This is a genomic window from Labrenzia sp. THAF187b (assembly GCF_009363375.1).
GTDB lineage: Bacteria > Pseudomonadota > Alphaproteobacteria > Rhizobiales > Stappiaceae > Roseibium > Roseibium algicola.
On record NZ_CP045344.1, the window covers coordinates 1,469,575 to 1,485,425 of the forward strand.

6 protein-coding genes are annotated in these 15,851 nt (G+C 59.7%); all 6 read right to left on the reverse strand.

Annotated elements, in window-relative coordinates; translation table 11 throughout:
* Positions 1–98 precede the first annotated feature (98 nt).
* The 6 genes from FIV03_RS06810 to FIV03_RS06835 are packed head-to-tail and all read right to left on the reverse strand — an operon-like array spanning position 99 to position 15,827.
* Positions 99–3,395: a DUF499 domain-containing protein gene (locus FIV03_RS06810; RefSeq protein ID WP_152505130.1), complete on the reverse strand. Its 3,297-nt coding sequence runs from the start codon at positions 3,393–3,395 to the stop codon at positions 99–101.
* Between the two features lie 13 nt (positions 3,396–3,408).
* Positions 3,409–6,321 carry a DUF1156 domain-containing protein gene (locus tag FIV03_RS06815; protein ID WP_152505131.1) on the reverse strand — a complete coding sequence of 971 codons (2,913 nt, stop codon included), beginning with the start codon at positions 6,319–6,321 and terminating at the stop codon, positions 3,409–3,411.
* Entirely contained in the window at positions 6,318–7,589 is a 1,272-nt protein-coding gene (locus FIV03_RS06820; RefSeq protein ID WP_152505132.1) for a hypothetical protein, read from the reverse strand. The genes FIV03_RS06815 and FIV03_RS06820 overlap by 4 nt, the downstream gene beginning before the upstream one ends.
* A gap of 4 nt (positions 7,590–7,593) precedes the next feature.
* Positions 7,594–11,826, reverse strand: coding sequence for an ATP-binding protein (locus FIV03_RS06825; protein ID WP_152505133.1), 4,233 nt, complete (start codon positions 11,824–11,826; stop codon positions 7,594–7,596).
* Positions 11,823–12,314, reverse strand: coding sequence for a hypothetical protein (locus tag FIV03_RS06830; protein WP_152505134.1), 492 nt, complete (start codon positions 12,312–12,314; stop codon positions 11,823–11,825). The genes FIV03_RS06825 and FIV03_RS06830 overlap by 4 nt, the downstream gene beginning before the upstream one ends.
* Before the next feature lie 9 nt (positions 12,315–12,323).
* Positions 12,324–15,827 carry a helicase-related protein gene (locus FIV03_RS06835; RefSeq protein ID WP_152505135.1) on the reverse strand — a complete coding sequence of 1,168 codons (3,504 nt, stop codon included), beginning with the start codon at positions 15,825–15,827 and terminating at the stop codon, positions 12,324–12,326.
* Positions 15,828–15,851 lie beyond the last annotated feature (24 nt).

Here is a 15,851-nt window from a genome sequence, read left to right on the forward strand (position 1 = left end):
ATCGGCAACGGGGCCTCTTGCCGATTCACAACATTCGCTTAAGGCGGCTATATGATAGGACGAGCGCCGCAGGATAGGCGGGCAGAACTACCTCACTATCATTCGATCGACTTCTCGACAAAGCCGAGCGTATTGGCATTTTCGACCAGCGTCCGCACCTTTGCGCGATCGAGTCCGCCGGGCACTTCTGCTTCGATCTCGAGCCTTAGCCTCACTTCGTTACCTGGTAGCGTCGTGAGCTGTTCGACGATCGCCTCGACAATTTGGTGGATATCCCTTGCCGGCCGTTCCGGCGAGATCATTACGGTGCCGGTAAACCGCGTTGGCTTCCGCTCTGAATGAGGCGAACCGGGAGCCCCGTCCGTTGCTTGCTCTTCGAATTTTTGCGACTTCTCACCAGGCGCCTCCGAACCGCCGGTCAGGCCAGGCTCTGCGGGGGCCGGCCTGTGTGCCTCAGCAACGTCAGACTTCACGATGATGCTATCGCTGTCGATGACCACAACCGCATTGTCGGTTCGTTCGATTGCAAGCCCCAGATAGGCACCTGCATTCTCATCCCATCGCTCGGCGTAGGCGAAGGGTCCGGGCAGCATGCCGCTGACGGCTGCCTGTACGGCCTTAATCAAGACGTCCCGGTTCTTCAGTCGCGGTAGATAGATGTGGCGGTTAAGATACTCCAGCAAATCCTTCAATGACAGGTGTGGTTTGCCGTTCCAGATGTATTTCTGGAGATCGCGATCGAGGCGCGATGGTCCCAGTTCGGTGAGCAGCCCTTCCTCGGCCACGAGCTTTTTGCTCACCCGCGCCAATAGCCCGTCCTGTGCCGGAATCTTGCCCGACATCCACTCGACATCGGCCTGGGCACTCTCCTGCGTCGGATAATGCAGATAGCACCACGCCTCCTTGAGACGCGTCTTTATCGTCTCGGTTGCTTCGGCCAGCTTGGCCTTAGCGAGCGCACTGTCACTCTGGGTGAGGTTGAGCCGATCAGTGTCGCGGACGATCTCGCCCCACGCTAGGGAGGTGCGCACGGCGTCTTTCAGGTTGTCGAGCTGGCGGGCGTCCGCAGCGATAAACACCAGGGTGTTGCGATACACGCGCGGTGCGCTGCCACGCTGCATCAGGATGTCCTTCGCTTCGATCAACGCTTCCGAGGTGTCGCGTCCGTTGTGCGAATGCGCGACCCCCAATACCACGGCCCGCACGCCGCCGGCTTCATCGGGCACCTCGGCCGAGGAGGCTGGCGCGACCTGCCGGGCGTCGAAATGCCCACGATCCGCGAGGCCATTCACATATTTGCCGAGTTCCGCGTCGATCGTCACGTCAACCAACGCCGCTTCGATCTGCGCTGCCTTATCCGCGGCAATTCGGTTGAGGCTGGCCGACATGGAGTACCAGTAGCGGCCAAGATCGGCGTGCATGAACTTGGCCTGGTTGGTCAGCCGCCGAAGTGCGTCTCCAAAAATTGCCGGGCGCTCTCCCGGCTGCACGACTCCAAGATTGATCTGCTTGTCGTCCAAACCGGTATTCTGCTGCTGGTGCGTCGGCGCGGTTCCCATGAAGATCGTTCGGGCGACCCGCCTGGTCGCCGAGTAGCGGTTCAGGTTCGGCGCCGATTGATCGATCTTATAGGGCGTGGACGTTGTGCCATCGACATCACCGGCGATGATCGACTGCCAGCTTACGTCGAGATAGTGCAGCAACTCCGGCTCAATGCGCGGCGAGCTAACCGCGACGCTTCCTGGCATGATCATCACCGACGGGTCGCCGCTCATCCAAAGCTCGTGGACGGCCTGCGCCATCAGACGGAGTACGCCTCGCGTACGTTGGAATTTTTCGAGTGAACCCCAACTCGTGTAGAGTTGATCGAACAACTCGGGATGGATCGGATAAGCCTTCTCCAGCTTGCGGCGGTAGTCTTCGTCCGCGCAGCCCTGCGGGAAATCGTTGGCGTTCTCTCGATAGAGCTTGGCGAACTGCTTCAGCGTGTTGTCACGGTGATGGAATTTGTCGCCGGGGATGTCCTTGAACAGCCGCCGCCGGACGATTTCATAGCTCTCTTCCTGGCTCGCCGGCCGCCACGAGGATTCCACACGGCTGAAGGTCTGCTTGAGGCGCGCTAGCGCTTCCTGGCCCCCTTCGCCACCCACCTCGATCTGCGAGGCGGGTAAGGAGGCGACGAGCAGTGTGCCGGGGCTAGCCTTCACCGCCTCCGTCAGCGACTGAACGAAGGACAAATTCGCATCGAACGACCCCGACGGCAGCCCCTCGACCTTGTAGATCTGCCGGAGGTAGGCGACCCATTCATCGATCAGGATTAGGCTCGGCGCATATTTCTTGAAGAGCGCCTCCAAGAGGTTCGAGCCCGGTGCGATGCCGCTGGCGTCGTTTCCCGCCACCATGGCATAGGCGTCAGCGCCGCCAAGCTGCCAGGCGAGTTCACCCCAGGTCGTTCGGATTTTCCGATCACCCTCGGCGTGGAGCACGTCCTGCGGTCCTCGCGATGTGCCGACGAGCACAGCGCGATTGACGCCCTTCGGCACGCTAAGGCCCTGCTTTTCGAGCAACTGGTCCAGGCCGGAGAGATCCTGGACCGGAGTCGGGCCGCCCATGTGATAGAGGGCCAGCATCGAGTGTGTCTTGCCGCCGCCGAAGTTAGTTTGCAGTTCAACGACGGGATCGCCGCCGCTGCCGGACAGCCGCTTCGCTGCCCCGATCAGCAGCGCGCTCAAACCTTCCGTCAGATAGGTGCGGCTGAAGAACTGGCGCGGGTCGCGATATTCCGGCGGAGCGCTGCCCGAATGCACCTTGGCGAGATCGGCTGCGAATTCGGCCTGCTGGAACTCGCCGGTGGCAACATCCTGGTGCGGCTCGACCACCTCGCGCCACGGCAATAGGCCGGCCACGGTCTCGACCGAGATTTCGAGACGCTGGGTTTTCCGTCGCTCCTCGTTGCGCCGAAGCTCGGTGAACTTCGTGCGCAGAATAGTGTCGCGCATCTTGCCGAGCTGCTCGGCCGTCTCGCCGGCGCTGATCGCCTCCATCAACCGACGCATGGAATCGAGCGCGCGCTCGGCGTCGTCGTAGGTGAAGGTCGCGTTGTGCGATAGCTTGTTCCGAACGTCGCCCAGCTCATTGACCAGCGAGCGTTCGGCACGGCCGAGCACCGCTTTGAACGCCTCGCTCCAGAAGCGATCCATGACGTTGAACAGCGCGGCCTGGTCCCAACCGACCGCGCCGCTGCTGTTAGGACGCAAGTTCGGCAGCTTTTCCAGCACCTGGACTTGCCAGTGCCCCTTTAGCGAGGTTTCGAGCCGCTTTTCGACGAAAGGAATCAGCGCCACCGGCAGCAGTTCCATTCCTTCAAATACATATTGGCGCGTGCTTTTTGCCACGTTCCGTTCCCCCTCAAATATCCAACCGGATCTGACGATCGCCGCGTGCGTCGTGGATGGACGCCGCGGCCTTTGTCAGCTCAGTCCAATCGGCGATCAGGGCGTTGTAGGCCGTGGCCTCCTTCGCATCCTTCCGCTTGTTTGCGCTGATGTCGTAGAGGCAGTAGGCGAGATCCTTCACCGCCACGGCCTGGGTGCTGATCTTCTTCAAAAGGACGGCGGTATCGTGGGAGATACCGTCCTTCTCGTGCAGGCGGATCAAATGCTGGAGACACTCCCACACCGTCAGGTGTCTGTCCTCTTCCGGATCCCAATCCTTGTCGAGTTCGTCACGGGCGAGGATGCGGACCTTGCCGGCGGCGCTATCTATGATCCCGGCGTGCTTGACGCTTTCGACCGCGATACCGCGCGCACGGGCAAGGTTGTCAGCCACACCATAGTCCCCCTTGCCTTTCCCGTGCTGCTCGAACCAGGTGATGGCGAACCGGGTGTCCGCGTCGAACTCACCCTGGATGCCCCCTAGGTACTCGTCGAGTTCTTTGTTGATGAGCTGAAGCGCGGTTTTCACGCTCATCGGATTGTCGTCTGACTCCAGCACAGTCTTGTAGCGCGAGAACACGCCCATGCCGGGGCCGATGGCTGATTGTGGCATATCCGCCGGCGCGATGTTGGCGGCCTGAAGCTCGGAGATCGATGGCGGCAGCTCGCGCTTCAATGCACGGATGAACTCAGCGCGTGTAATGCTTTCTGCCGTGGTTTCCTTCTTTCGACAAACGAGGACGACGGAGTTGGCAAGAGCATTGGTCCCCGAGGCGATCATGCGGTTCGCCATTTCGGTACGCATCGGCCAAGTACCAACGACAGCGTAGCCGGCTTCGACTACTGCTTGCAGAAAGGTGGCCCAACCTGTCGAGCTGATGCCCTCTTGATCAATCTCGCTCTGCTTGAATGCGTAATAAATCGTCGCCGGAAACGCATCCGATGATTGGGCCGCCATATTCGCGATTGCACGGCTCATCCCATCAAGGAAAAAGCGTTCGGCAGACTCGCGCCCCCCATGCCGATACGGCGTTGCTACCAGCTCCTCGGCCTTGGGCGTGGCGAGAACGGAAAAGACCTCTGGATATACCTTCTGGATATTTGGCTTCATCCAGCAGTAGAAAAAGTCCGACAAATCCGCATAGCCAATATTGTCATAATAGGGCGGATCGCACGAAATAACGGTCCCCGCTGGGTATTCGGCGGTCTGCGCGTCCTGATTACACTCGATACCCGGTGAAAATGGTAGAAACCGGTCCAAAACCTTGGAAACCGTTGTCGCGCTCACGAGAAAATCGCCAGCAGCACTTGCAAATGGATTGGCCTCGAAAAAATCCCACGACATGGGAATAGCCTGCCGACTGAACATATTCTTTAGCTGCGTCTTGTCCGCTGCCCACCGGCAGATCGTGTTGCAGCTGTCGGCAAGTCTGCTACCCGCCAATCCAAGATAGACGCTTACTGCCTCAGCATAGGCTTGGGCTCCGCTACCGCCATCGCGCAAAGGTACGCCATCGTTCTGGAGTCCGACGGCCAAACCATCGACCTCAATTTGTTCCCGTGCTTCCTGTACCAGATCGCTGAAAGTGTTCAGAGCCACCAACTGGCGATCAGTGAACAAGTCGCCGAAAGTCGCTAGGCCGTAGTCCACCGTCCAGAAATTGCGAGGATCGTTCGGGAGTTTGGTTACCGGTTCCCATACAGGCTTTGCCGACAGGGCGATTGTTTCGTGCATCTCCGTAGGCGCGACATAGGCTCTGCTGCGATTACCTTCCGCAACAATGGCGATCAGCGTTTGGCCCATTTTGCCGGCACGCCCATTACTCTTCACATAGTCAGGAGTGATTGCAGCATCTGACATAAGGCAGCGGAAATTCGCGCCGCGACCTGCCTTGGTCCCCTCCTTGGCCGCCGCGATCTCGGCTTTGGTTCCGCCATGCCTGACCCGATAGGAAATGGACTTCGCCTGCTTATCGACGATGGGCTCGACCCACGCCTCCTTGCCGGTCTTAGTGCTGAGCAGGAAGCTCGATGCGATTGGTACCGCAACATTCGAGAACGCTGGATCGGGACTTGGCACCGTGCGCGCCCAGATCCAACCAATCACTGTCGCCCTGGCCCCCCCATATCCCTTCGTCAGTTCAATCTGCGGATAGAGATGCCCGATGCGTTCCCATGCCTTCTTGCGCATCCACTCGCCGTAATATTTGACGTCCTCCGCTAGACCCTCGGCGTTACGATAGAACTGCCGGTCCTTCGCGCCCCGATGGACCGGCTCCTTGTCCTTGAACTTCGGCGGGATCTCGATCATCGCCTTGCCGATCATCACCGCGACCGGGTTCAGATCAGACCCATAGGCGGGCAGACCGAGACGCTGCGCCTCCAGCGGGATTGACCCGCCGCCCGAAAACGGGTCATAGACTGGCGGCAACTCGCCGCCGCAGCTCTTGCGGATTTCGACACGGGCCCGTTTCAGCACCTTCTCGTTAGTCGAGTTCTCCCACTTCACCAGGTCCTCGATGATGGCGAAGAGCCGCTTGCGCTCAATCTCGACCGCTACGTCCTCCAGCGTCGGCTCTGGTGAAACCGCCGCCGTCCCCTGCGCCGAAGCCTTGCTCTTCTCCCAAGCAGCAAGGCGCTCCGGTAGTTCCGCTTCCGCCTGAGCACGGAGTGAGGAGTTGGCGAGCAGTTCTTCGGCGTGAGACGAAGGGTCATCAACCAGCTGGGCAAAAAGAACAGCTCGACACGCAGCTAACGGCCGCCGCGCCCACCACAGATGCAGCGTTGACGGATGGCCATGCCTGATCGACTTCTCGCGCGCAGAGGCCGCATTGATCGCTTCGAGCGGAATGGCGACTTCGATGAGTTTCTTTTTGTAAGCTGTCACAGTTCCACCTCGATCCAATCGAAATCAGGAAACGGCTCGCCCGGATGCCGAAGCCTTAGCTCGCCCATCAAGGAACCGTCCGAAAAAACACTGCCGTAAAATGTCCCGCCATCCAGATCGGCGGGCGTGTCTCGCCGCTCCGATGGTTCCAGCGCCATCAACTCTGAAGCACCAGCCGGCTGTACCGCCGAACTCAGAGCGCGCAGGACTTTCAGATCAAGGCCGACAAGTTCGATGTCGATGCCATCCCGGAACCAGGGGAAAGGCCAAAACGGCCAGTCTCGGAATTCACGCCAGAATTTGCGGCTAGACAGGTCGGGATACCTCGGCGCCACAGACGCGATGCTGACAGCATATTGGCGTCCACCCACGGATAGAAGAGGAAACTCGTATCGCCGCGGCTCCTCTTCGTCTTCCCGAAGCCGAGTAGCCGCGTCGTCCAATCCCATCAGCGATAGCCACGAGGAATAATTAGCCCGGCGAACCGCGTCGCGGGGGAATTCGACAGGATTTTCAGAGATCTCCGGTTCAGGGTCGACGAAAGCGATAAGCGATGTCTCGCCGGAAGTATCTCCGGTTTCACGTAGGAAGGTGCCGATCGCAAAGCTCTTGATTGGCTGGGGGGTGATATATTTGTCCCAACCGTCGAGCTGGGTCAGTCCCTCCCTCAGGGCGCCTTTGATTGGCGGTTTCCGTCCAGGAGTCGAGAACCCACCCTTGCACTCGGCGAGCACCCATTCCTGTCGTGCGTTTTCGGCGATGAAGTCTGGTGCCTTCGTCTTGTCTGCTGGCCATTGCCTATTTTGCGTGGTGGCGCGTTTCCTCCATTCGGTTTCAAAGCGACCGACATAGGCGTAGCCGGTGTCCTCCAGGAACAGTAGAGCCATACCTTGTGCAATCCGACCGGCTAAGCCAGTGCCGGCGAAGTCAGCATAGAAATTTGACATGCCCTCGTTCAGGCACCATTCGCTCGCGTCCCAATCGAACAGGTGACCGTTTTCGAGAAGAAACCCGGTAGCCCCTACCCACCGAATTGGCGCGGACGGCCACCGCAAGCAATCAGCCTTCTTGACCGCGTGGGCGAGACGCCAAGCACTGAAATTCACGGTGCCCGATGCTTTCGGTAGCGGTCGTGTACGACCGTGGGGCTTCTCCACCTTGGCCTTCGCCAATTCATGGACGGGGAGGTTGCTGTGCCCGTTAAACGCCTGAAGGACCCGTTTGGAAACGCCACCCCAACGAGCCATGTGGTCGAGCGGCAACGCCATAGCGCTAGTCGTTGAGGTCATAAACGAGCCTGTATGTTGCGGGATGAATGGTGATCTCGCCGTTGTCGCGCAGCGCGCGTAGGTGAGTCCCCGTCATCTCGACGGGCTCGCCCTCCGGGTTGACGAGAATGAATGAGTACACGTCGGGCTTCAGATCGAGCAGGCCCCAGATGTCAGCTTCGATCTGAAGCGCGTCGCGCTCCAGACAGTGTTCCTTCGGATAGTAGTGGCACAACACCTCGCCGCTTGCCGAGCGGCGCTCCCACGGAAATCTCGCACCATTGGCGCGGCCGATCCAGCTTCCATCCGAATTGAAAAAGCGGTCGTTGCCGTCGGCCTTGTAACCGTGGGCGAGCGCGAAACGCGCCATGACGCTGGGACGTGGAGGCTTGGGGGCAACACGGGGCTTGGTGGCGATTTCAGCGTCAATCAAGTCATGATCCAGCTCTTTGGGCTGCGGCTCGGGTTCGGGCGGTGCGGTGGATTCATCGTCCTCCGACAGATGGACATCGTCCTTCGCGATCGACGCAGCATCCTCATCAGCGCCCGCGGAAGGCTCCCCTACTACACCGTCCTCAATCGGTGCGGCTTCGGGCGGGAGCTCGACAGCCGACGCAACGGTTTCTTGCTCAGGGCCAAGCGTGAAGTTCTCCTCGAGGTAGTCCTTTATGTCCTCAGGCGATCGATCGAACGCATAGGCTAGGGCTGCGCGAATATCGGTAGTCAGGTTCCTTCCGATCTCCTCGGGCACGCGCTTGGCGAGCTTCGCCTTCGGTAGAGGGCCAACGAACAGTTGACGGTCCAGCCAAAGGACGTCGGTAAGCCGCGCGGTGCCAGCGGGCATACCATCGAGGTAGGGAATGACCTCCAGTTTGGGCGCCTGGACCCAGCTTGTCTCCGCAATCGCTTCCGCTAGTGCTCTCACACGCTCGGTGTCGGCGGAATCGGCAAACTCGATCCGCCCGAGCTGAACTCCGAACGCTGTCAACCAGGCGCGCCGGTCTTCAAGACCCGTAAGCGACGAAGGCTGGTTGAAGCGCTCTTCGACGAGGTCCGATAGCGCAGCCATTGACGCAAACGGGACAGCCTGAACCGTGTCGGCCGAGAGCTGACGGAGATCCGCAGTCCTGCGTTTTACCCAATTGTGAAGGTGCCCGTAAGTGAACAGGCTTTGCATGCTGAGCATATACGCGAGCGTGTCCACCGGAACCCATTCGCCCAGCAGGTTCACCCAATGGCCGCACTCTTCCCAGATTCGCGTCGGGTAGCGTCCCAGCAGGGTGCGAACGCGACGCGCATCGTCGGGCGACAGCACCTTTTCTGATTCCAGAGTGCCCAGCCATTGTAGCGCCAGGTCCGCTGACGGACGATCAGCGACACCGATGCGCCGCCATAAGCTGAGATCGACCACCGAGACCCGGACTGTCGCAGCGCCAGGAACATCCTCTTCATCCCCGGCTAGGAACACTCCTCCCGACGTGACCCACGTGCCGTCGTGGGCAAGTATGAGTTTCTCGGTCCTGAAGGCATCCCTGATGCTCTGCGCGTCCGTGGTCGAGCTTCCGTCAAACATCTGATCGAGACGGCGATACCATTTCTCGACTTCGTGGCTAGGAGCCCTGTCCGACTTTGCCAATGCGCGCAGCCGGTCGAGCAAGCGCTCCGGGCCGCTCGGTGTATTCCGGACGCCGAGCAAGTCCAGCAGCGGGCGGGTCGTTTCCCGGTCGAGCAGCCCCTGCACAAAAGGCTCGACATCGATCAGTGCTTCCGTCTCCGGGGTGCGCCGCAGAAGATCGCCGGGTTTATGCAGGAAACCGCGCACATCGCGAAGGCACGGCAGCTCCCGAAGCCGCGATGCCCACGTCGGAAGTAGCCCGCGGCGCAATACGGTTCGTCGATGGCCGTTGGAAGCTTCCTCAACGATTGTCGCAGATGCCTTCTGTGACCAGAAATCGCTCTTCTCCGCAATCAGTCTCTCCGCGACGGCAGCCCATATGCCGTCGTCCGTCTTTGCTGCGCGCTGCCAATGCGTCCAAAGCTCAGCTGGAAAGTCCCAATCGTTAATATAGAACCACGGGTCCTTGTACCGATACTCAACCCGTCCCGAGAATGCTCGCTTCTTGAGCTCGACATTCAGCGAAGACTCGCGTCCCGAGAACGTCCGCGTCTCTGCAAGGGGTGGGAATGTCCGCAGCCCCGATCTGCCCGACGAGATCCATTGGAGCCACTCGTCGCGGGTACAGGACTTGAAGCTCGCAACATAATCGGGATGTAGAAGCCGAGTTTTCTGGATTGCCTCTGGCAACAGCTGTTCCAGCGTGCCGTGCTCATCGAACAGCACGGCCTTTTCGATAGCGCGAAGCTTCAGGTCAGCACAGGCATACCGAAAGGATCCGCCGATGGTGACCCCCAGCTTAGCTGCGATTTGGGCAAGCTGGACGCACTCGACCAGCTTTGGCTGATCAGAACTGAAGTAATCGACGGCGACGCGTTCGATCACGGCATTGACGTCGCTGGTCCCGTCAAGGCCGATCTCCTCTAGCACCGCGAAGGCTGCCTCGACAGCGTCGCCTCGCCCAGTGTCCTTGGCACTCCTGCCGCGACGCTGTTCAGCGAGGAAGCGCGTCCAGTTCTGGTTGAGTACTATCAGATGGTCGGCCAGGAACTCCCAGTCCTCGTCCGACTGTAGCAACTTCTTCTCGCCGAGTCGTACGACCTCCGAGGCTGAGTAGAGCACTTCCTTGCCTTGGACCGGAACGACGCGTAGTTGATCGGCGTTGCGGCATTGCCAGCCAGTCACCTCGGGCGCGATATACGACCACAAATTCAGCAGGTGTCGCCACGTGGACGGTCGGGGGAGATGCTTGTTACGCAGTTGCTCAAGCAGATCGGCTTTCGAAAATTCCTCGACTAGGTTCCAATGAACCAGCTTGGTTCGGTCTCTCGACGACACATGCTGGCAGAGCGCCGGTCGCGACTGTTTATCGAGCAAGGCCATCGCCTGGTCGGCGGGCCAGATATCAAATATCGGCTGTGGGACAGCGATCGCCCCGTTGGCTGCGGCGACATGGCCTTCTTCGGTGAGCAGGACCGGCCGATCTCCGATCGCTTCATCAAACGCCAGCTCGACAATGGCAGCACAAGTCCCTTCTAGCGTGCTCGCCTCTCGGTCGACGTCTGGGAGAAACCCGTAGGCATCCGCCCTCTCTCGCGGACTGGCTTTGGCTTGTTCGAGCCAATCTGCCATCGCATTGGCGGCGAGCTCGCCGGTGCGCTTCAGCAGCCAGCGATTGGTCGGCGACGTCTCTGGATCTTTGATCTTAAGTCGCGCAGGATCCTGGATGAAGGGAGCGTTGCAGGCGAAGGGAAGCGGGGTCTCAACACCGGTCGGCAGGACAACATAGAGTCGTCCTTTCGCTCCCAGGACGATCTCCACCCGGCAGGGTGGAAAGTCGCCGCCGTCCTCGGCGCCAATCATACGCTCCTTACGGATCTCGTCGAGCGCATCGACCGGAAACTCCTCTTCGGCCGAGCGCACCAGCAGGAAGGGATCATCCGCTTTATCGTCAAGGGCCATCCATTCGCTGTTGGCGATGGGACCCGGGCCGAGGCTTTGCCAATGCACTGCCTCATCGCCGATTTGAAGGCGGCGAATTGTCTTGAAGAAGAGCAGCGACACCGGGCTTTTCAGCCATTCGTCGAGGTTCTTTTCGACCTCACGGCGCAGCAAGGGGTTGGAGATCGCCACCTCGACACGCGTCGTTCCCGACGTGGTGCTCGCGCCGTCGATCCAGCGCGGTTCGGTGAACCGGGTGCGTTCGAAGGCGATAGCGAGAGTCGGCGTGAAAAGCTCGACCCGATCACCCAGGCTGAATGTGCTCTTGAAGCCGATTCCCCGAAAACCGATCGTATGGAGGGCGCGCTTGTTCGAGTAGCCGAAGCGGCAGATCGACGCGAAATGAGCTTCGATGAAATCCTCGCCATCATGCTCGAACACGAAGCGATCATTCTCGATCGATACCCGCGCTTCCTTGGCGCCAGCATCGTCGGCGTTCTGAAGCAGCTCCGAGAGAATGTGTCGCGGGCTTTGCACCTGTTTGAAGAGCTGGTGCCAAGGACCTGCGAGCTCCGGGTCCGCTTCGAGCTGGTCCCAACGTCTCGACGCGCTTTCCCGTATCCGATGGAAATAGCCGGGGGGAGCGGCGGCGCTGGCCGCTATTTGACGCCCCGCGCTCATAGCGGCCACTCAAGTGTAGAGGGAGTGGCTACCAGTTCTGGTCCGCGCGGTGGGGAGCTTTTGCGCCAGCCACCCTTGACCGTTTGGATCGCGGAAATCGCCAAGCGTTGCGCGGCAGCCAGCTCGCACAGTTCGGACACGTGCCAAAATACCGCCCAGTGCCCTTGATTATCCGACGAATATTGCCCCGTAGTCGGGGGGCGATGCAACATGCCATTCGAATGCTTGCCGTTTCCGCTTTCCTCACAACCGACATACCATCCCACCCAGGACACGATAAAACTGTCCTTCGCCGGTACGTCCTCATGCGACGGATATATGAGGACAGGAACACGCTGATCGGCGCGCAGTTCGTCGACTTTGCGGAACAGCTCCCACTTGCGCGAGCCAAATGCAACGAAGCCGGTATTGCCGGAGATTTCGGCTCCCGATTGAAGGTGCTCCAGCGGAACAGGGGCGAGGATGGAGAAGTCCTGGATATCAATCACGACAACCCCCTAAGCTGGCTCTTGCGCCCGCTCCAGCAGGCGACGAAGGTCGAATTGAATTGCTGTTTCAAGGAACGAGGGCTCCCGCTCGACGAGCGGGCCACGCACGTAGCGCGGTTCATGGGCGAAGCCGTCGGCGACCGCTACGATCGCCAGAATGAATTTCTCCGGCTCGTGCAAGGACGTGATGACTTCCTGGCGCGTGATCATCACGGAATTTGCACCATCGATGCGACCTTTGACTTCTATGAACCGAAGATGCCCCGATTTCGGATCATGTGAAGCAATGTCGTAGCCAACCTTCTGGCCGGAGACATCGACAGGAGCGTGTCCCAGAGCGCGTTCCGCCGCCATCACCGCTTGCATCGCGGCAATCTCGATTTTCTTGCGGGCGGCGGGATCTTCCGCGAAATGGTCTGGAACTCGGGGGGCATCCCGCGCAGCCAGAAGGCCATGCGGAATGACCACCATGCCACCGCGCACACGTGGCGGTTGGGATGAAATAAACCGCTCCTGCTCAAGCTGGTCCATTCGGCGCTTCTGCCGCTCCGCGAGGTCCTCGGCACGACGCTGCGCGTTCTGCCAGTTTAGCCGGGTTCGCTTACCGGCCTTTTCTTCTTCTTTCAGTTCGAAGGCACGCGAGTCCCAGTAATTGATCTCTTTTTTCAGTCGGGCCCGGACTTCCTGCTCGACCTTCTCGACTTCAGGCAACCGGCGGGCCTTGACCTCTGAGACATGTTCCTGGGCCAGTTCCACCGTGGCAAACCTGATCGCAGACTTCTCCAGTTCGCTGGTCAGCCATTGCTCGTCGAGCAGGTCACGCACAGCGTCGATCTCTTCTGTCTTTGCCGGTCGCAGGTTGAGATGAGGCGCGATTCCGGCGTTGACAGTCGTGCCGGCTCGGTCGATTGCGGCGAACTGGAGGCGCTGCGAGATTACATGCGGCTTCCCTGCGCTTGTGGTTCGGCCGTCCTGTACTGTGTGCTCCAGAAGGAAGATTGCCGAAATCGCGTCGCCCGGATCGGTCTCATCGACCATGATTGCACCTTGGCGCATGATCTGCTCATATTGCTCGCGGATCAGGCTGATTACGGCCTCCAGAAGCGGGTGACCGGGGCAGATAAAGGAAGCGACTGGCTGCTGGTTGATGTGGGCCTTGTCGAAACAAATCCGCTCATATTGTTTCTGAACAGGCGCTCCGGTGCCAATCTGCCGATCGCGCTCGCGGATGCGTACCGGAACGTGCGTGATCTCCCAGCGCCCATCTTCGCGACGCTTGAGACGGCCACCGAGATGCTGGAATGCCTCAATGAAGAAACTCTGGATGTGATGAGGCTGGAGCCGCTGTGCTTCGGCACGCTCCATTTCGAGTCGCAGCTCATCGACCTTGGCCGCGGGCATAGTGTCGTTGGTCAGCGCCCGCCGCCGAAGTAACTCCAGCAGATGGGATTGATCGACTGCTCCATCTACCTGGCGGAAGAGATATGCTTTCACATCCTCCTGCTCGCTGTACTGCACTGCCTGGAGGAGCAGCTCCTTGAGCGACGTACCTTCAAAAAGCTCACCCAGCACATCGTAGACGCGACCGCCCAATGCCTCCCGTGCCGTCTCCAGCTTTTCTAGGAGCCGCGCATAGACTTCACCTTCGCGCGTGTCAGCCGCCACGAGATTCCACAAGTGACATACCTCGGACTGCCCGATTCTATGGATGCGACCGAACCTCTGCTCGATCTTGTTGGGATTCCATGGAAGGTCGTAGTTGACCATCAGATGCCCGCGCTGAAGGTTCACACCCTCGCCGGCTGCGTCGTTTGCGATAAGGACAAGCAAGTCCTTGTCCTGCATGAATCGCTCGATAACTTTTCGACGTTCCTCGCGCGATACCCCGCCATGAATCACGTCGACTGCCTCGGGATTGCCAAGGCGCGCACGTACCTTGTCGAGAAGATAGTGAAGCGTGTCTTTGGGCTCTGTGAAGATGATCAACTTACGGCGATTCCCCGCCGCGTCAGTCATGAGATCATCGTCGAGAATACGATTGAGTTCGGTCCACTTCGTGTCCACGCCGGAACGCAGGACGCCCATGGCTTTGGACTCGAGGTCTTTCAGCGTCTCGACTTCCAACGCAAGCTGTTCGATCGTCTCAGCCGTCGTCGCGCCAGTTGAAATCAGATCCTCAAGTTCGTCGATCTCCTCCTGGCCGTATTCCTCGATGTTGCCCAGCATATCAGCGTTGAGCGCCGGCTCAGCGACTCCGGCACGGCGCCCTTTGGCCGCCAGCCGCGCTTCGCCCAACTCTGTCTCCAAACGCTCGCGACGGCGTTTCAGCGACTGGTAGATTGCTGCCGGAGATGAAGCGAGGCGCCGTTGCAGGATCTGTAATGCGAAACCAACATTGTTGCGCTTCTTGTTATCCCCTTCGGCGAACCGCTGCACACGGTTCATTTCGGTACGCACATATTCGGTGACGGCAGTATAAAGGGCGGCCTCGCCTTCGGAGAGCTCGTACTTGACTGTGCGGGCACGGCGCGGCGGGAAAAGCGGCCGGCCGTCGAACTTGAGCAATTCCTCCTTCGTCAGCCTCCGCATCATGTCTTCGGTGTCAGCGTAATGTACGCCGTCCCGGAATCGGCCTTCGAAACGATCGCCGTCGAGCAGTGCCATGAAGAGTTGGAAGTCCTCCTCCTTACCATTGTGTGGGGTCGCCGACATGAGCAGGAGATGGCGACAGACTTGCCCAAGCTTCTGCCCGACTTGATAGCGGCGTGTATATTTCACCTCGCCGCCAAAATACGTCGCTGACATACGATGTGCTTCGTCACAGACGATCAGGTCCCATTCGCGGGCGCTCATGAGCTTCTCCTGAAGCTCCTCGTTGCGCGCCAACACATCGAGCCTGACAATTAACCGGTCTCGATCGCTGAACGGGTTGCCCGACCGCGAGGTTTCGATCATGTCACGTGTGAGGATGTCGAATTCCAGATCAAATTTTTGCCCGAGTTCGTCTTGCCACTGCTCAACAAGACTGCCAGGCGCGACGATCAGGCATCGTTCGAGATCACTTCGTGCGATCAACTCCTTGAGGAGCAGGCCGGCCATGATCGTCTTACCGGCACCAGGGTCGTCTGCGAGGAGGAAACGCAACGGCTGGCGCGGCAGCATCTCGCCGTATACTGCTGAGATCTGGTGCGGCAACGGATCGACCAGGCTCGTGTGAATGGCGAGGTAGGGGTCGAAATAGTGTGCCAGCTTGATGCGGTTGGCCTCGGTCACGAGACGCAAAAGCGCGCCATCGGCATCGAACGACCAGGCTCGACCGCTCTGCTCCACCTCAAGGCGATGCTCATCGTCGCGATAGAGGACCGACTCCGCCACCGTTCCGTTATGGTCGCGGTAGACGACGTTAATCGCCTGGTCGCCAATCCAGTCGACCGAAACGACATGCGCCGGCCTCGCCGAGGCAATACCGCAGATCGACGCGCCGTTCTTTACATCCTCGAGTTTTGCACCCATCAGTCGACGCTTCCCCCCGAAATC